This window comes from Flavobacterium chilense (genome assembly GCF_001602525.1).
Classification (GTDB): Bacteria; Bacteroidota; Bacteroidia; order Flavobacteriales; family Flavobacteriaceae; genus Flavobacterium; species Flavobacterium chilense.
Genome location: NZ_LSYT01000007.1, coordinates 113,217 through 131,158 on the forward strand (window position 1 = coordinate 113,217; position 17,942 = coordinate 131,158).

The 17,942-nt window shown below is 31.3% G+C and carries 15 protein-coding genes; 14 read left to right on the top strand and 1 reads right to left on the bottom strand.

Going from position 1 to position 17,942, the window contains the following annotated elements; all coding sequences use genetic code 11:
* The first annotated feature begins 127 nt into the window (after positions 1-127).
* The 3 genes from A4F88_RS16820 to ctlX all read left to right on the top strand — a co-directional run bounded on the left by A4F88_RS16820 (position 128) and on the right by ctlX (position 3,412).
* Positions 128-1,405: a citrate synthase gene (locus A4F88_RS16820; protein ID WP_068843794.1), complete on the top strand. Its 1,278-nt coding sequence runs from the start codon at positions 128-130 to the stop codon at positions 1,403-1,405.
* Positions 1,406-1,470: 65 nt separating this feature from the next.
* Entirely contained in the window at positions 1,471-2,385 is a 915-nt protein-coding gene (locus A4F88_RS16825; protein ID WP_068843795.1) for a dimethylarginine dimethylaminohydrolase family protein, read from the top strand.
* 91 nt (positions 2,386-2,476) lie between these two features.
* On the top strand, positions 2,477-3,412 hold the full coding sequence (gene ctlX, locus A4F88_RS16830; protein ID WP_068843796.1) for a citrulline utilization hydrolase CtlX: 936 nt from the start codon (positions 2,477-2,479) through the stop codon (positions 3,410-3,412).
* Positions 3,413-3,491: 79 nt separating this feature from the next.
* Here the strand turns inward: ctlX and A4F88_RS16835 are convergent, their stop codons facing one another.
* Entirely contained in the window at positions 3,492-4,121 is a 630-nt protein-coding gene (locus A4F88_RS16835; RefSeq protein WP_068843797.1) for a MarC family NAAT transporter, read from the bottom strand.
* A gap of 153 nt (positions 4,122-4,274) precedes the next feature.
* Here A4F88_RS16835 and A4F88_RS16840 point away from each other — a divergent pair, with 153 nt between their 5' ends.
* From A4F88_RS16840 to A4F88_RS16890, 11 genes are all read left to right on the top strand, one after another.
* A complete protein-coding gene (locus A4F88_RS16840) occupies positions 4,275-4,640 on the top strand; it encodes a CoA-binding protein (RefSeq protein WP_068843798.1) in 366 nt (121 codons plus the stop codon).
* A 183-nt stretch (positions 4,641-4,823) separates the two neighbouring features.
* Positions 4,824-5,444, top strand: a complete 621-nt coding sequence (gene recR, locus A4F88_RS16845; protein WP_068843799.1) for a recombination mediator RecR — start codon at positions 4,824-4,826, stop codon at positions 5,442-5,444.
* Positions 5,445-5,514: 70 nt separating this feature from the next.
* Complete coding sequence (locus A4F88_RS16850) at positions 5,515-6,306, top strand: polysaccharide biosynthesis/export family protein (RefSeq protein WP_068843800.1); 792 nt, start codon at positions 5,515-5,517, stop codon at positions 6,304-6,306.
* A 15-nt stretch (positions 6,307-6,321) separates the two neighbouring features.
* On the top strand, positions 6,322-8,769 hold the full coding sequence (locus A4F88_RS16855; RefSeq protein WP_068843801.1) for a polysaccharide biosynthesis tyrosine autokinase: 2,448 nt from the start codon (positions 6,322-6,324) through the stop codon (positions 8,767-8,769).
* Positions 8,770-8,779: 10 nt separating this feature from the next.
* Positions 8,780-9,763: an SDR family oxidoreductase gene (locus A4F88_RS16860; protein WP_068843802.1), complete on the top strand. Its 984-nt coding sequence runs from the start codon at positions 8,780-8,782 to the stop codon at positions 9,761-9,763.
* Positions 9,764-9,791: 28 nt separating this feature from the next.
* Complete coding sequence (locus A4F88_RS16865) at positions 9,792-11,183, top strand: UDP-glucose 6-dehydrogenase (protein WP_068843803.1); 1,392 nt, start codon at positions 9,792-9,794, stop codon at positions 11,181-11,183.
* Positions 11,184-11,267: 84 nt separating this feature from the next.
* Positions 11,268-11,732, top strand: a complete 465-nt coding sequence (locus A4F88_RS16870) for a UpxY family transcription antiterminator (RefSeq protein ID WP_068843804.1) — start codon at positions 11,268-11,270, stop codon at positions 11,730-11,732.
* Positions 11,733-12,000: 268 nt separating this feature from the next.
* Entirely contained in the window at positions 12,001-13,317 is a 1,317-nt protein-coding gene (locus tag A4F88_RS16875; protein WP_068843805.1) for a nucleotide sugar dehydrogenase, read from the top strand.
* A gap of 33 nt (positions 13,318-13,350) precedes the next feature.
* Positions 13,351-14,355 carry a mannose-1-phosphate guanylyltransferase gene (locus A4F88_RS16880; protein ID WP_068843806.1) on the top strand — a complete coding sequence of 335 codons (1,005 nt, stop codon included), beginning with the start codon at positions 13,351-13,353 and terminating at the stop codon, positions 14,353-14,355.
* 12 nt (positions 14,356-14,367) lie between these two features.
* Positions 14,368-15,414 carry a dTDP-glucose 4,6-dehydratase gene (rfbB, locus tag A4F88_RS16885; RefSeq protein WP_068843807.1) on the top strand — a complete coding sequence of 349 codons (1,047 nt, stop codon included), beginning with the start codon at positions 14,368-14,370 and terminating at the stop codon, positions 15,412-15,414.
* Between the two features lie 48 nt (positions 15,415-15,462).
* Positions 15,463-17,940 (top strand): SLBB domain-containing protein, encoded by a 2,478-nt coding sequence (locus tag A4F88_RS16890; protein WP_068843808.1) that lies wholly within the window; start codon positions 15,463-15,465, stop codon positions 17,938-17,940.
* The last annotated feature ends 2 nt before the right edge of the window (positions 17,941-17,942 follow it).

Here is a 17,942-nt window from a genome sequence, read left to right on the forward strand (position 1 = left end):
CATTCGTTTTTGCGAATGGTTTTTTTTTGGAGTTTTAACAAATTCATAGCAGGATTCTTTTTTTAATTAGTCTTAAATTCCTTAGATTTGATAAATTATTATTTTAAAGAATTATTTCCGATATATTATGTCAAAAATAGCTACATTAGAAGTAGATGGTCAAAAAATTGAACTTCCGGTTATTACGGGAAGCGAAAATGAATCAGCTATCGATATTAACAAATTACGTGATTTAACAGGTATTATTACTTTAGACCCGGGTTATAAAAATTCTGGTTCTTGTAAGAGTGAAATCACTTTCTTAGACGGAGAATTAGGTATTTTGCGTTACAGAGGATATTCAATCGAAGATTTGGCTGAAAAAGCTAATTTTTTAGAAGTATCTTATCTTTTAATTTTTGGAGAACTACCAACAGCCCAAGAATTAGAGCAATTTGAAAATGGTATTAAAAAACATACTTTGGTAAACGAAGAAATGAAAAATATCATTGATGGTTTTCCAAAAACAGCTCATCCAATGGGTGTTTTATCTGCTTTAACAAGTGCTTTAACAGCATTCAATCCAAAAGCAGTAAATGTTGAGAATGAAAAAGAAATGTACGAAGCCATTTGTAAAACAATGGGTAAATTTCTTGTAATTGCAACATGGACTTATAGAAAAACTATGGGATATCCATTAAATTACTATGATAATACAACTGGTTATGTAGATAATTTTATGCAGTTAATGTTTAAATTACCTACAGGACCTTATGCTGCAAATCCTGTTGTTATTGATGCATTAGATAAATTATTTATTCTTCATGCTGATCATGAGCAAAATTGTTCTACTTCAACAGTGAGAATGGTAGGTTCGTCTCATGCAGGTTTATTTGCTTCTATTTCTGCGGGAGTTTCTGCACTTTGGGGACCTCTTCATGGAGGTGCAAATCAGGCTGTACTTGAAATGCTGGAAGAAATTAATAAAGATGGAGGAGATACTGATAAATTTTTAGCAAAAGCAAAAGATAAAAATGATCCTTTCCGTTTAATGGGATTTGGTCATAGAGTTTACAAAAACTTTGATCCAAGAGCCAGAATCATTAAAAAAGCAGCTAAAGAAGTATTGGATACTTTAGGTGTTGAAGATCCTATTTTAGAAATTGCTAAGAAATTAGAATCTGCTGCTTTAGAAGATGATTACTTTAAATCAAGAAACTTATATCCAAATGTAGATTTCTATTCTGGAATTATATACAGAGCGTTAGGAATTCCTACAGATATGTTTACGGTAATGTTTGCTATTGGAAGATTACCAGGCTGGATCGCACAATGGAAAGAAATGCGTGAAAATAAAGAACCAATTGGCAGACCAAGACAAATTTATACTGGACATCCGTTGAGAGACTTTAAGTCGAATAAATAAAAATATTTTAAAGCTTCACTTAACTGTGAAGCTTTTTTTATCTTTGGTCAAAATATAATAAAGTTATGTTGCAATTAAATATAAAGAACGAAACGTCAAGATTACGTGCTGTAGTTTTGGGTTCCGCTGTTCATAATGGGCCAACTCCATCTTTAGATGAAGCCTACGATCCTAAATCATTGGAACATATAAAAGCAGGGACATATCCTTTAGAAAAAGATATGATTGTAGAAATGGATGCTTTTAATGCTGTTTTTCAAAAATACGATGTAAAAGTTTATCGTCCGGAAATGATTGAAAATTACAATCAGATTTTTGCAAGAGATATTGGTTTTGTGATAGATGACACTTTTGTAAAATCAAATATCTTACCTGACAGAGAACGAGAATTAGATGCGATTCAATATGTAATCGATCAAATGGATCCGTTAAAAGTAGTTCGTCCACCTGAGGAAGTTCATATCGAAGGTGGTGATGTTATGCTTTGGAATGATCATATTTTCATTGGTACGTACAAGGGAAGCGATTATAAAGATTACATCACAGCAAGAACTAACATGCAGGGGGTAAACTATATAAAAGGATTATTCCCAAATAAAATTGTAAAAGAGTTTGATTTAGTTAAATCTAAATTAGAAGCCCGTGATAATGCTTTGCATTTGGATTGCTGTTTTCAGCCTGTTGGAAAAAACAAAGGGATTATCTATAAAAGAGGTTTTCGTGAAGAAGCAGATTATTTGTATTTAGTGAATCTTTTCGGAAAAGAAAATTTATTTCATATTGAAAGAGATGAAATGTACAATATGTTTTCGAATGTATTCTCAATAGATGAAAATGTTGTGGTTTCGGAAAAAAACTTTACCCGATTGAATAACTGGCTTCGTGCAAACGGATTTACCGTAGAAGAAATTCCGTATGCAGAAATTGCAAAACAAGAAGGCTTGTTGAGATGCTCAACTTTGCCATTAATTAGAGATTAAGAAAAATGTTTTTGAGTTCAGGTTTCAGGTTTCAAGTTTTTGCATAACGTGAAACCTGATACTTAAAACGTAAAACAAAAAATATAAAAAAATGAAACAGACAACAAACGCAATCGTAATGATTAGGCCAGTTGCTTTTAGAATGAATGAGCAGACTGCAGTTAATAATTATTACCAAAAGGTATTAGACGGATTATTGCCAAGTACTGTTAATGCAAAAGCACAGCAGGAATTTGATGTTTTTGTTGAAAAACTTAGAGCTGTTGGTGTAGATGTTACTGTAATTGAAGATACTTTAGAAACAGATACTCCGGATAGTATTTTTCCAAATAACTGGGTTTCATTTCATGAAAATGGAGATGTAGCATTATATCCAATGTTTGCAGAGAATCGTCGTCAGGAACGTCGTGAAGATATTCTGGATACTCTGGAAGAAAAAGGTTTTGAAATTTCTAATATAATGGATTATACATCTGCAGAAGATGATGGTTATTTTTTAGAGGGAACCGGAAGTTTGCTTTTGGATCGCGCTAACGCAAAAGCATATTGTGCTTTATCACCAAGAGCAGACGAAGAATTATTTATAGAATTTTGTGAAGATTTTGATTATGCACCGGTAATATTTGAAGCTTTTCAAACAGTTGACGGAGAACGAAAACTAATTTATCATACTAATGTTATGATGTGTTTGGGTGAAACTTTTGCAGTGATCTGTGCAGATTGTATAGATGATAAAAAAGAACGCAAAATGGTTCTTGAGAATCTGAAAGCTGATAAAAAAGAGGTTATACTGATAACTGAAGCACAGGTAAATAATTTTGCCGGAAATATGTTGGAAGTTAGAGGGACAAATGATAAAAAGTATGTTGTCATGAGTGCATCAGCTCATCAGAGTTTGACTCCAAAACAAATCGAACAATTAGAAAAACATGCTGAAATTCTAAGTTCAAGTCTGGATACAATAGAAGCTTGTGGAGGTGGAAGTGCAAGATGTATGATGGCAGAAGTGTTTTTACCAAGAAATTAAAAAGCAAATATATTGAGATATAAAAAAGGGATAAAACATAGTGTTTTATCCCTTTTTTAATTTGTTAAATATGAAATTATTACATCAAATTTCCTTTTACAATATTAATGATTGAACTTACTATATATTGTATTCCAATAGAAATGACGATAAATCCAACTATTCTTGAAATGGCTACAATTCCGGAAGCACCAAGTATTCTGGCTAGATAATGAGCGCTTTTAAGAATAACAAAAATAGCAACAGCGATGGCTAGAATAGCTAAACTGGATATGATGATTTCCTCCATTCCATGATGTTCCTGATAAAAAGCAATTAGCAAAGAAATAGATCCCGGCCCGGCTAACATCGGGATTGCTAATGGAGTTAGAGCAATGTCATTTCGTTGTTGCGCTTCGTTTTCTATTTTTTTGTTAATTCCACGCTTTTTATTGAATTTGCCAGAAAGTAATGAAAAGCCTGAATTTACAATTACTATTCCTCCTGCAATTCGTAAAGCATCTATGCTGATTCCAAAAAAAGTTAAAACATATTGACCTATAAAAAAAGAAACTAATAAAATAATGCCAACATTTATGGAGGTCCATAAAGAGATTCTGGAACGTTCTTTTTGAGAGTCATGCTGTGTTAATCCAACGAAAATTGGAACAGTTCCGATAGGGTTTAATACCGAAAAAAGAGCGGCAAATAGATAAATGAATAAATCCATATTGTTTTGGTTAGTGAGGTAAAAATAATCATTTTTTGATATCTGAGAGTAAATTCGTGTTAGGATATTTGTTTTTTAATGCTATTAATTCTAAATCAATTGCCTAAAAGAAGCTCGTTCTTTTTGATTACTTTTGTCATATATTTTAAAACAATGAAAAATAAAAAGACCTTAGTTCTTGGTGCTACAACAAAACCAGAGCGTTACGCTTTTAGAGCAATAAATATGTTAGTTGAAAAAGGACATTCTGTTTTGGCAATTGGTCAAAAAGCAGGTGAAGTTGCTGGCGTAAAAATTCATACTAAAGCAATTCCTGTAAAAAATATCGATACCGTTACATTGTATTTAAACCCTGCGCGCCAGAGAGATTATTATAATTATATTATCGAAGCCCAGCCTAAGAGGGTCGTTTTTAATCCCGGAACAGAAAATCCGGAATTATATCAATTGTTAGAATTGAATAATATTAAAGCAGAAGTTGCGTGTACTTTAGTTTTATTAGCAACGAATCAATATTAGTTTTTTTAGGAGCTTTTTCCAGATAGAAACGATATCCTTTTTCTGGCTAAAGGAGCCAGAAAAAGGATATCGTTTCTATCTGGGCTAAAAAGACTTTCAGTGTTTTAATATGTATTCTCGATAAATACCGAATTTAGTTATCCCCAAGTCTACTAAACAATTAAAAGTATTACTTTTGTCCCCATGGAATTTTCATCAAAATTAATAGAAAAAGCAGTTAACGAAATGTCGCAATTACCAGGAATTGGTAAGCGTACAGCATTGCGATTAGTGCTTCATTTATTAAAGCAACCCAAAGAGCAAACAAGCTTTCTGTCTCAGGCATTATTGAATATGCGTGAAGATATAAAATTTTGTGAAAGTTGCCATAATATTTCAGATACAAAGGTTTGTGAGATCTGTGCTAATTCGCTGCGAAATCATCAGACAATTTGTGTAGTGGAGGATATTCGTGATGTTATGGCTATTGAAAATACAGGTCAATATAAAGGAATTTATCATGTTCTTGGAGGTAAAATTTCACCAATTGAAGGAGTCGGACCAAGTCAGTTGAATATTTCAAGTTTAGTTGAAAAAGTAAAAGCGGGAAAAGTTGTCGAAATTATTTTTGCACTAAGTTCAACAATGGAAGGTGATACAACCAATTTTTATATCTATAAACAAATTGCAGAATCGAAAATTGTAATTTCTACCATTGCCAGAGGAATATCTGTGGGAGATGAATTAGAATATGCTGACGAAATTACACTGGGAAGAAGTATTTTGCATCGAATTCCATTCGAAAAAACTTTCAAAAACAATTAAATAAACCCAAATGACCTATAGATTTCCTGAAAATTAAAGGAAAAGCTATATTTGCGATAAATTTTAAATAATGACAAAAAACGGCTTTTATATCCTGCTATTAATTGGTACACTTTTTACATCATGTATTCCTGTAAAAGACTTAGTTTATTTACAAGATAAAAACAGTTCAGGAGAGCAAAATAATATTGCGGCAGTAGAATCAAAACCTTATAGATTACAGGTTAATGATGTTTTGAGTGTTGATATAAAGGCAATTGATCCTAAATTGGTGTCTATTTTTAATACATCGGAAGCTTCTTCAGGAGCAGGAAAATCTGAATCAGGTTTGTATTTTAATGGTTTTACAGTTGATGATCATGGAAATATCAGAATGCCAATTTTAGGAGAAATAAATGTTATAGGTTATACGTTAGAAGAAGTTCGTCTTATAATTGAAAAAAAATTACTCGAAGAGTATTTTAAAAGAGACGCTAATATTTTTGTTACTGTAAAACTGGCAGGTTTTAGATATACTATAAATGGAGAAGTGGGAAGTACAGGAACAAAAACACTGTTTCAGGAGCATGTAAATATTATGGAGGCTATTGCAAATGCAGGTGATATTACAATTACCGGAAATAGAAAAACTGTAACTGTAATACGTCAAACCCCAACAGGTGTACAAATGAATGATTTAGATCTGACTGATGTCAATGTGATGAAATCACCTTATTATTATTTACAGCCTAATGATTATATTTATGTAAAACCAGTTAAGCAAAAAACATGGGGAACAGGGAAAACAGGTATAGAATCTATTACTACAATTGTTACTTTGTTATCACTAGCCACAACAGTGTTCCTGTTGCTTAAAAACTAAAACCAAATTCAAAAGATGTTAGATATAAAGGATTTTTCCATTTTTGAAAATCATTCAAATTTTGATTTTAAAGGATTTTTGTTAAAAATTATTAGTTATTGGAAATGGTTTTTAGCTAGTTTGATTATTGCTTTTACAATTGCTTATCAGGTAAATATTCGTAAAGAGAAAATTTACGGTATGCAAACGATGATTTCTATTAAAGAAGAAAGTAATCCTTTTTTTACTTCAAATACGAGTTTAGTTTTTAACTGGGGCGGAGTTTCTGATCAGGTAAATGGCATTACAACTATTATACAGTCCAGATCGCATAATGAATTGGTTGTCGATAAACTACAGTATTATATTGATTATTTTGTTCAGGGAAAATACAATCTAGTTGATTCATACGGGTCAGTTCCTTTTTATGTAAATATTGATAAGAGTAAAGGGCAACTTGCAGGTAAATTAATTGGAATTAAGTTTTTAGGTCCAAATGAATATGAAATTCGTATTCCTTTTGAAAGTAATTCTGCATCGATAATTACCTATTCAAATAATACATACAGCAATACTGCTGTTCAACCTAAAGAATATGTGCAAAAATTTAAAGTTGGAGAGAAGGTTTCGCTGCCCTTTTTAAATTGGATAGTACAGATAAATGATAATCCTGGTCTTTATACAGGAAATGAATATTTTGTACAATTCAATGATTTTGACGGAACAGTTTCCAGATATAGGGGAGTTAATGTAAGCGGTGATGATAAAGGAGGTTCAATACTAACCTTAAGCATGCAAGGGACAAACAAAGCCAGAATGGTAGAGTATTTGAATGCAACAGTAAAAATGTTGATTAAAATTCAGCTGGACGGAAAAAATCAGTTTGCAACAAACACAATTAGATTTATTGATAGTACTCTTGTTGCAATGGAATCACAGTTAAAACAAACTGGTAGCGAACTTAAAACTTTTAGAAAAGATAAAAATATTTATGAAATCGAAGGTGGAGGTGCTAAGTTCACAGATAAGATAATGGACTTTGATGTTGAGAAAGATCAAGTTACAAGGAAATTAGCTTATTATAATTCTTTAAAATCATATTTAAACAATAGTGTTGATTATTCAAGGTTGCCAGCTCCTTCTGTTGCAGGGATTGATGATCCAAATGTTGTTGTAAACGTATCAAAACTTATTTCACTTTCTACACAAAGATCAGAAATGGCCTATGCAGTAAAAAGTGAAAAGATTTTTAAAGATTTTGATAATCAAATGCAGGCTGTAAAGAGTGTTTTACTTGAAAATATTGCGTCTGCAAAAAACTCTTTGATGACAGATCTGGCAATGGTGAATTCTAAAATTGGTCAGGCAGAAAGTACAGTAAAAAGACTTCCGGAAGAGCAACAAGAGTTGTTAAAAATCCAAAGAAAATATGATTTAAGTGACAATATATATACTGAATTCTTAAAGAAAAGAAATGAGGCTGAAATAGTAAAGGCTTCTAATTTATCAGATATTCATTTTATTGATCCTGCAAAAGATATTGGAGGAGGATTAATTGGTCCTAAAACTTCGGTAAACTATGTTTTGGCTTTGTTTGCGGGTATATTAGTTCCTTTGTTTTTTATATTTGGAATTTTCTTTGTTAATAATGCGATTCAAAATACAGAAGATATAAGTAAGCTTACTCAAATACCATTGATTGGTGTAATTGGTGTTAATAAAGATTCTTTAAATTTAGCTGTTTTTGATAAGCCAAAGTCGGCACTTTCTGAAGCTTTTAGAGCTATTCGTTCTTCGTTGCAGTTTTTGTATAAAAAACAACAGGTAAGTGGATCTAAGACTCTAATGATTACTTCATCTATAAGTGGTGAAGGAAAAACATTTTGTTCAATAAATATTGCTACAGTTTTTGCATTAAGTGAAAAGAAAACAGTTATTGTTGGTTTGGATTTAAGAAAACCAAGATTGTCAGATGAGTTTGGTTTAAAAAATCAAATAGGAGTTGTGAATTATTTAATTAAACAAAATAGTTTAGATGAAATTACAAATTCAACACAAATTCCAAATCTAGATGTCATACTTTCAGGGCCAATACCTCCAAATCCGTCTGAACTTATTTTAAGTGAGGCCATGAAAGAGTTGGTTTTAGAGTTAAAACAAAAATACGATTATATTGTTCTTGATACACCTCCAGTTGGATTGGTTTCTGATGCTTTAGAATTAGCTCAGTTTGCAGATGTAACCCTTTATATAGTAAGGCAAAATTATACTAAGAAGGACATGATTACATTGCTAAATACAAGAATAAAAAGAGGGGAGTTAAATAATGCCAGTATAGTTTTAAACGGTTATGAAAATAAAGCAAAATACGGTACAGCTTATGGATATGGGTATGGTTACGGAGCTTATGCAAACGGATATCATGAAGAAGAAGTTAAGTTAAGTTTTTGGAGAACTGTTTTGAATAAATTTATTAAAAAATAATTTAAAGCAAATGGACGTATCAACTCAATATAAAATTCTAATTACAGGAGGAGCAGGCTTTATAGGTTCAAATTTATCTGAATATTTCTTAGAATTGGGGCATAAGGTTGTTTGTCTGGATAATTTTTCGACCGGTCATCATCATAATTTAAAAGATTTTATTTCGAATCCTGATTTTAAATTAATTGAAGGAGACATTCGAAATATTGCAGATTGTATTTTAGCGGTTGAAGGTGTTGATTATGTTTTACATCAGGCTGCTTTAGGTTCAGTTCCAAGATCAATCAATGATCCAATTACTACTAATGATGTAAATGTTTCAGGTTTTTTAAACATGTTAGTTGCTTCACGCGATGCGAAAGTTGAAAGATTTATATATGCAGCTAGTTCCTCTACCTATGGAGACTCACAAGGGTTGCCAAAAGTTGAAGATATAATTGGTAAGCCATTGTCGCCATATGCAATAACAAAATATGTTAATGAATTATATGCTGAGATCTTTAGTAAAACGTATGGTTTAGAAACAATAGGACTGCGTTATTTTAATGTTTTTGGTAGAAAACAGGATCCTAATGGTGCTTATGCTGCAGTGATTCCAAAATTTGTTACGCAATTAATGAAACATGAAAGTCCTGTTATTAATGGTGATGGGAATTATTCCCGCGATTTTACTTATATTGATAATGTAATTCAAATGAATGCATTGGCTATAGAAACTCAAAATCCTGACGCAATTAATACAATTTATAATACGGCTTTTGGTGATCGTAATACATTAAATGATTTGGCTGGTTATTTGAAAGAATACTTAGCTGAGTTTGATCCAAAAATCTCAGATGTAGAAATTGTTTACGGAGCAAATCGGTTAGGAGATATTCCGCATTCATTAGCGAGTATAGAGAAAGCAAAAACAATGTTAGGCTATAATCCTAAATATTCTTTACAAGCAGGATTAAAAGAAGCTGTAAGTTGGTATTGGAATAATTTGAAATAGAATACGGATTAAGATAATAGTAAAATAAATGAAAATTACAAAAATTTGTTGCATTGGTGCAGGGTATGTTGGTGGTCCAACAATGGCAGTGATTGCTCAAAAATGTCCACATATTCAAGTCACTGTTGTTGATTTGAACGAACAAAGAATTAAAGATTGGAATGATCCAAATACTGATAATATTCCGATTTATGAGCCTGGGCTTTCTAGTATAGTTGCAGAAGCAAGAGGAAGGAATCTTTTCTTTTCTACGGAAGTTGAGAAAGCAATAGACGAGGCACAGGTAATCTTTATCTCGGTAAATACGCCAACTAAGACCTATGGAAAAGGAAAGGGGATGGCTGCTGACTTAAAATATATTGAGCTTTGTGCGAGACAAATAGCAAAAGTAGCAAAACAGAATAAAATTGTTGTTGAAAAATCAACCTTACCAGTAAGAACAGCTGAAGCTATTAAAAGTATTTTAGATAATACTGGGAATGGTGTGCAGTTTCAAATCTTATCAAACCCTGAATTTTTAGCAGAAGGAACTGCTGTTACAGATTTATTAAATCCAGACCGAATTCTAATAGGTGGTGATACTACTCCAGAAGGTCAAGATGCAATTAATGCCTTGGTTGATGTGTATGCAAATTGGGTTAGTAAGGATAAAATTCTAACTACAAATGTATGGTCTTCTGAATTGTCAAAATTAACGGCTAATGCATTTTTAGCACAACGTATTTCATCAATTAATGCTATGTCTGAATTATGTGAAAAAACAGGTGCTGATGTTAGTGAAGTTGCAAGAGCAATTGGAATGGATAGTAGAATAGGTTCTAAATTTCTAAAAGCATCAGTTGGTTTTGGAGGTTCATGTTTTCAGAAAGACATTTTAAATTTAGTATACATAGCGAAATCTTATGGGTTAAATGAAGTTGCAGATTATTGGGAGCAGGTTATTATAATGAATGATCATCAAAAAAGAAGATTCTCAAATAAGATTGTTCAAACATTGTACAATACGGTTGCTGATAAAAAAATCACATTTTTAGGTTGGGCCTTCAAAAAGGATACGAATGATACAAGAGAATCTGCTGCAATTTATGTAGCTGATGATTTAATTAATGAACAGGCAAAAATATCAGTTTATGATCCTAAAGTTTCAAAAAATAAAATGTTAAGTGATTTAGATTATTTAGAAACCAGATCTGGTCAGGAAAATAGTAAGGCTTTAAGTGTATTTGATGAAGCTTATGAAGCATGTAAGGGAGCACATGCTGTTGCTGTTTTGACTGAATGGGATGAATTTACGACTTATGATTGGAAAAAGATTTATGATTCAATGCATAAACCAGCGTTTATTTTCGACGGTAGAAATATATTGGATGCAAGAGAACTAGAAACAATTGGATTTATTTACAAAGGAATAGGTTCTTGATTGAAAATAATATTGGAATAAGATTAATGTGAAATGAATAAAAATGGAAGTTTTGAATGTTTTGTTTCAATATAAATAAAAATTATGAATTGGTATGTAGTTTATACAAAACCTAAATGGGAGAAAAAAGTTGCAGACAAACTGAGTCAAATAGGTATCGAATGTTACTGTCCATTAATTACTCAGATTAAACAATGGTCAGATAGAAAGAAAAAAGTTGAAGTCCCTCTTTTTAATTCTTATGTTTTTATTCAAATTGAAGACATTAATCGAAATTCTGTTTTTCAGATTCCAGGCGTTGTAAGATATTTGTTTTGGTTAGGAAAGCCTGCAATTGTAAGAAATGAAGAGATAAATGTCATTAAAAACAGTTTAAATGCTTCGAATATTGCTGATGTATCAGTAACAGAAATCCAGGTTGGCGATAGAATTAAATTAGAAACAGGAGCATTTAACAATCAAAGTGCAATAGTGCAAGAGGTATCTAAGACACATTATATTTTGGTATTAGAATCTTTAGGTTGTGTATTGAAAATAAAATATAAATAATTTCGTTTCTAAAAAGGGAAACGTATTAAATAGATAGAGAGTTTAATCATTTTTTAATGTTTTATACTCTCTTTTTTTTTGTAAATAAAATCTTTATTGATTGATTAAGAGAGTATTCTTTTTTTAATAAAGGTTTAATACGATTTCTTTTTAGTAATACGGGAAACCGTATTGATTAAGTAATGTGAATATGTTATATTTGCCGAAAATGATTTTAGGCATCTGAGGCAAAATTTTGTAACTCAGAATGGCGGAGCCGTGAATAATTATGACTAAACGAGATAAAAAAGATTACGAATTGAGCGAAAATATAAAAATTGCAGTAATAGGTTTAGGTTATGTTGGTTTGCCTTTGGCTAGATTATTTGCAACAAAATATTTAGTTAAAGGTTTTGATATAAATGAATCAAGAGTTAATTCGCTTAAGTCAGGTACAGATACAACTTTGGAAGTGGATGATTTAACTTTGCAAAAAGTTCTAATTGATGATTCTTTTAACTATCAAACTGGATTGTATTGTACTACTTCTTTAGATGACATAGCAGATTGTAATTATTTTATAATAACCGTTCCTACTCCGGTAGATAAAAATAATCGTCCAGATTTAACTCCATTATATAAATCGAGTGAATCAGTTGGTAGAATATTGAAAAAAGGAGATGTTGTAATTTATGAATCTACAGTTTATCCGGGTGTAACTGAAGAACAGTGCGTTCCAGTCTTGGAAAAGATATCAGGTTTAAAATTTAATAAAGATTTCTTTGCAGGATATTCACCAGAAAGAATAAACCCTGGAGATAAAGAACATACCGTTGAAAAAATCCTAAAAGTAACTTCAGGTTCAACGCCAGAAATAGGTTTAAAAGTTGATGCGTTGTATAAGTCGGTTATTACAGCAGGAACTCATTTAGCACCAAGCATAAAGGTTGCAGAAGCAGCTAAAGTTATAGAAAATTCTCAAAGAGATATTAATATTGCTTTTGTAAATGAGTTGGCTAAAATATTCAATTTAATGAATATAGATACTCAGGAAGTATTAGCAGCAGCAGCTACAAAATGGAATTTTCTTCCTTTCAAACCAGGATTGGTTGGAGGTCATTGTATAGGTGTAGATCCTTATTATTTAGCACAAAGGGCACAAGAATTTGGATATCATCCTGAAATAATTCTTGCTGGAAGAAGGCTGAATGATAGCATGGGAGAATATGTTGCTTCGCAAGTTGTTAAACTTATGATTAAAAAAGGAATTTCTGTCAATGGTGCCGAATTACTAATGCTTGGAATCACTTTTAAAGAAAATTGTCCTGATGTACGAAATACAAAAATTGTAGATGTAGTAAGGGCTTTAAAAGAATATGGGATTTTAGTAACAATATTTGATCCACTTGCTAATGCAGATGATGTAAAAAAAGAATATAATTTAATAACATTAAGCTCTATTCCAAATAATAAATTTGACGCGATAGTTCTGGGAGTTTCTCATACAGAGTTTTTGGAACTAGATTTTGCTAAATTGCAAAAATCAAAAAGCTTATTATATGATGTAAAAGGTATTTTAGGTACTATAGCGGATAATAGATTATAGTCATTAAGAAAATCTTTCTTTATTTAGAGAAAAATGGAAACAAATTCAATAGTACATGTAGTTTTAACCGGAGGAGTTGGCAGTAGATTATGGCCTCTTTCACGAAAAAGCCAACCAAAACAATATTTAGAGATATTTGAAAACAAGTCTTTGTTTGAAATGACAATTGAACGTAATAGTCATTTGGTGGACAAGGTAATGGTTGTTGGAAATGTTGATAATCATGATTTAAGTAAGAAAGTAATGGATAAAACTAATACGGCATACTTAAATATTGTAGAATCAACTCCAAGAAATACAGCAGCTGCGATTGCTTTTGCTGCGTTTGCATCTGATCCTGATGATATATTAATTGTAACACCATCAGATCATATTATTGATGAAATGGATAATTACAATAAAGCTATAGATGAAGCAATTTTGAAAGCAAAAGATGGCTTTATAATAACTTTTGGAATTATTCCAACCAAGCCAGAAACAGGTTATGGTTATATAGAATCAAAAGGAGATAAAGTGATTTCTTTTCGTGAAAAACCAAATAAAACTACTGCTAAAGACTTTATCTCTAGAGGTAATTTTTTATGGAATAGTGGAATGTTTTGTTTTAAAGCAGGAGTTCTTTTAGATGAATTAAAGCAATTTCAACCAGATGTGTTTGAAAAATCCAAAACTGTTTGGTATTCTAATAAAGAAGGTTTCTTGGATTTAGATTTATCATTAGAAATCCCATCCATAAGTATTGATTACGCTGTTATGGAACGTAGTAAAAAAATTAAGGTAGTCCCAGCTTCATTTTCGTGGTCAGATTTGGGATCATTTGAATCTGTTTATGATTATTTGGTGACTAAGGGGCATTCTGTTGATAAATGCGGAAACATGGTTATTGGAAGTGAAAAATATACCGCATTTTTAGGACTAAAAAATACTATTTTTGTTTCTACAGATACTGCAAATTTGATTTTGCAAAAAGAAAATTCACAAGACGTAAAAGATTTATATGGTGAATTAGAAAAGATAAATTCAGATTTATTAAATTAATTGAAATTTAAAATGAAAAAAATTCTTATAACTGGCGGTGCTGGTTTTATCGGGTCTCATGTCGTAAGGCGTTTTGTGAATAAGTATTCTGAATATCAGATTTTTAATTTAGATGCTTTGACATATGCGGGAAATTTAGAAAATATAAAGGACATCGAAAACCAATCTAATTATACTTTTATAAAAGGAGATATCGTTGATGAAATTTTTATAAATAAACTCTTCTCATTGCATAATTTTGATGGTATTTTACATTTAGCAGCAGAATCTCATGTTGATCGCTCGATTGAAGATCCATTAGCATTTGTTAAAACAAATGTTATTGGTACAATGAACTTGTTAAATGCAGCTAAGAATCAATGGAAAGAGAACTTTGACGGAAAACGATTTTATCATATAAGTACAGATGAAGTTTATGGCTCATTAGGTACTGAAGGATTATTTACAGAAACAACACCTTATGATCCAAATTCTCCTTATTCAGCTTCAAAGGCTAGTTCTGATCATTTTGTAAGAGCGTATGGAGAAACGTATGGTTTGCCATATGTTTTAACAAACTGTTCAAATAATTACGGTTCATATCATTTTCCTGAGAAATTAATTCCTCTTTTTATAAATAATATTATACACAATAAAGCTTTACCTGTTTATGGTGATGGTAACTATACCCGTGATTGGCTTTTTGTTGAAGATCATGCTATCGCTATAGATTTAGTTTTTCATGAAGGAAAAAACCACGAAACTTATAATATTGGTGGTTTTAATGAGTGGAAAAATATAGATTTGGTAAAGTTATTATGCCAAATTATGGATCAAAAATTAGGAAGGCCTGAAGGGACCTCTCAAGAGTTGATTACTTACGTAAAAGATAGACCGGGGCATGATTTACGTTATGCAATTGATGCTACCAAAATTAATGAAGAATTAGGATGGAAACCTTCCGTTACTTTCGAAAAAGGTTTAGAAAAAACAATCAATTGGTATCTTAACAATGAAGAATGGCTACAGAATGTAACCTCAGGTTCTTATAAAGATTACTATAAAAAACAATATTCGTAAAAGAGTAAGCAATTTTATTGAAGCCAAAAGGTTAATTTATAATTTAATATGAAAAATATATCATACGTTATTACAATACTTTTTATTTTATTATTGTCATTTAATGGAAATGCACAAGATATACTCAAATCTAAAGATCTTAGTACAATAAAGGTTGATTATTTATCAGATGACGATCTGGCTAAAATTAGCGCTCAATTAAAAAGTAATAATACTACAATCGATGGTGTAGAAGCAATGGCTTTGTCAAAGGGAATGACTCAAACGGAATTCAATAAACTTAAAATTAAACTTGCTGAATTTGATAAGAAAAATTCGAAAGGCGATGTAAAAGATAAAAACAATAAGACAAAAACAACGAATCAAGATTCTGAGTTTGGAAGAAAACAGGAAACAGTTCAAAATGATAAAGTAAAAGATTCAATAAATGCCTTAATCTTTGGTTCTGAGTTATTTGATAATCCTACATTAAACTTTGAACCTGATTTAAAATTGGCGACTCCAATGAATTATGTTTTAGGACCTGGGGATGAATTACAAATCAGTGTTTATGGAATTCAGGAGTATAATGCCAGTATTCCAGTAAGCGTTGAAGGAAAAATTACAATTGACTATGTTGGACAAATTGCCGTTTCAGGAATGTCAATTGAGACTGCCACACAAAAAATAAAAACAGCAATAGCTAAAGTATATAGTACAGTTAGATCGGGACAATCACAGGTTGCAGTAAGTTTAAGTCAAATACGAACTATAAAAATAACAATTGTTGGAGGTAAACAACCGGGTAATTATTCAATTTCTTCTTTAGCAACAGTTTATAATGCTCTACATTTGGCAGGAGGTCCAGGGAAAAATGGGAGTTATAGAAATATTGAATTAATTAGAAATAATAAGGTTTACAAAAATATAGACATTTATAGCTTTTTGGTAAAAGGAGATCAATCAGACAATGTTGGTTTAAAAGAAAACGATGTAATTCGAATTCCGGCTTATAGTCAAAGAGTCATTGCTGAAGGAGAAGTAAAACGTCCAGGAATTTTTGAAATGAAAAAAGGCGAAAAATTTTCAGATTTATTAAATTTTGCTTCAGGATTTAATGAATTTGCTTATACGGCTTCAGTAAAAGTATTACAAAAGACAGGGAAAGAATTTAAAGTACACGATATAAATGAAAGTGAATATAATACTTATTTACCACAATCGGGAGATGTATTTAAAATCACTAAAATATTAAATCGATTTGAAAATCGTATAAAAATTGAAGGAGCTGTGTTTAGACCAGATTATTATTCTTATAACGAAGGAATGAGAATTTCTGATTTGATTGTTAGAGCCGAAGGACTTAAAGAGGATGCTTATACAAAACGAGCCAGAATTATTCGTTTGAAAACAGATTTAAGTACTGAGATTGTAAATGTTGATTTGAGTGCTGCATTATCTGGAGATTTGGATGCAGATTTAAGGTTAAAAAGAGAAGATATTGTAACTGTATATTCTGTTCTGGATTTCAGAGAAGAATATAAGGTCACTATTGATGGTGAAGTGAAAAATCCTGGAGAGTATGAATATTTTGAGAATTTGACTTTAAATGATTTGGTGGTACAAGTTGGTGGCTTAACAGGTTCTGCTTCTAAAAGAGTAGAAATTGCCAGAATGATAAAATCAGATGTAATAGATGATGCAGATCCAAAACGTATTGAATTGGTTGAACTTGAAATTTCTGCAGATAATAATGAGCAAATTAAAAATTTTGTATTAAAACCTTTTGATGTAATTAATATTCGCAAGATGGCTGTTTATGAAAAGCCTGAAATGGTTAAAGTAAGTGGTGCTGTAACTTACCCAGGAAAATATGTTTTAGCGAACAAAAAAGAAACAGTTTATAATGTTGTAATGAGAGCTGGTGGATTAACATCTATTGCTAATTTAGATGGGATGAAGATAAAAAGACCAATAAAACAAGAACAAATTGAGCAATTAGAAACTGTTAATCTTAATCTGGATAAAAAGTCAACAGCAGAGGAAGAAGCATTGGGAGTAAAGAAAAAAGATACCCTTAATTCTAAGTTATCTAAAAAGCTGAGAGATGAACTAAAGTACGCTACTATTCCTGTTAACTGGGAAAAAATTGTAAAAGATAAAAGCCATTACTCAAATGTAACTTTGTTTCCTGGTGACGAAATTGAGGTTGCTGTTTATAATGAAGGAGTTAAAGTAACAGGAAATGTGTTGTTGACTTCTGAAATCCCATATAGAAGCGGAAAAGGATTTAAATATTACATAAATTCTGTTGGAGGGATTGATAGTAAAGGATGGAAGAGAAAAGCTTACATCATTTATCCTAATGGTAAAGCATCAGTAACCACATCATTTTTGTTTTTTAGATCTTATCCAACTGTGACTCCTGATTCTCAAATTGTAGTACCAGAAAAACCTCAGACGAAGAAAATGAGTGCTGGAGAATGGGCTGGTCTAGGAACTGCTTTTGCAAGTTTAGCGTTATTAATTGTTACTGCTTTTAAATAAAT

Coding starts and splice junctions, on each gene's coding strand:
- A4F88_RS16890 (WP_068843808.1), top strand. CDS start 15,463: ATGAAAAATATATCATACGTTATTACAATACTTTTTATTTTATTATTG.
- A4F88_RS16860 (WP_068843802.1), top strand. CDS start 8,780: ATGGACGTATCAACTCAATATAAAATTCTAATTACAGGAGGAGCAGGC.
- A4F88_RS16820 (WP_068843794.1), top strand. CDS start 128: ATGTCAAAAATAGCTACATTAGAAGTAGATGGTCAAAAAATTGAACTT.
- A4F88_RS16840 (WP_068843798.1), top strand. CDS start 4,275: ATGAAAAATAAAAAGACCTTAGTTCTTGGTGCTACAACAAAACCAGAG.
- A4F88_RS16835 (WP_068843797.1), bottom strand. CDS start 4,121: ATGGATTTATTCATTTATCTATTTGCCGCTCTTTTTTCGGTATTAAAC.
- A4F88_RS16825 (WP_068843795.1), top strand. CDS start 1,471: ATGTTGCAATTAAATATAAAGAACGAAACGTCAAGATTACGTGCTGTA.
- A4F88_RS16855 (WP_068843801.1), top strand. CDS start 6,322: ATGTTAGATATAAAGGATTTTTCCATTTTTGAAAATCATTCAAATTTT.
- A4F88_RS16850 (WP_068843800.1), top strand. CDS start 5,515: ATGACAAAAAACGGCTTTTATATCCTGCTATTAATTGGTACACTTTTT.
- A4F88_RS16870 (WP_068843804.1), top strand. CDS start 11,268: ATGAATTGGTATGTAGTTTATACAAAACCTAAATGGGAGAAAAAAGTT.
- rfbB (WP_068843807.1), top strand. CDS start 14,368: ATGAAAAAAATTCTTATAACTGGCGGTGCTGGTTTTATCGGGTCTCAT.
- A4F88_RS16875 (WP_068843805.1), top strand. CDS start 12,001: ATGACTAAACGAGATAAAAAAGATTACGAATTGAGCGAAAATATAAAA.
- A4F88_RS16865 (WP_068843803.1), top strand. CDS start 9,792: ATGAAAATTACAAAAATTTGTTGCATTGGTGCAGGGTATGTTGGTGGT.
- A4F88_RS16880 (WP_068843806.1), top strand. CDS start 13,351: ATGGAAACAAATTCAATAGTACATGTAGTTTTAACCGGAGGAGTTGGC.
- ctlX (WP_068843796.1), top strand. CDS start 2,477: ATGAAACAGACAACAAACGCAATCGTAATGATTAGGCCAGTTGCTTTT.
- recR (WP_068843799.1), top strand. CDS start 4,824: ATGGAATTTTCATCAAAATTAATAGAAAAAGCAGTTAACGAAATGTCG.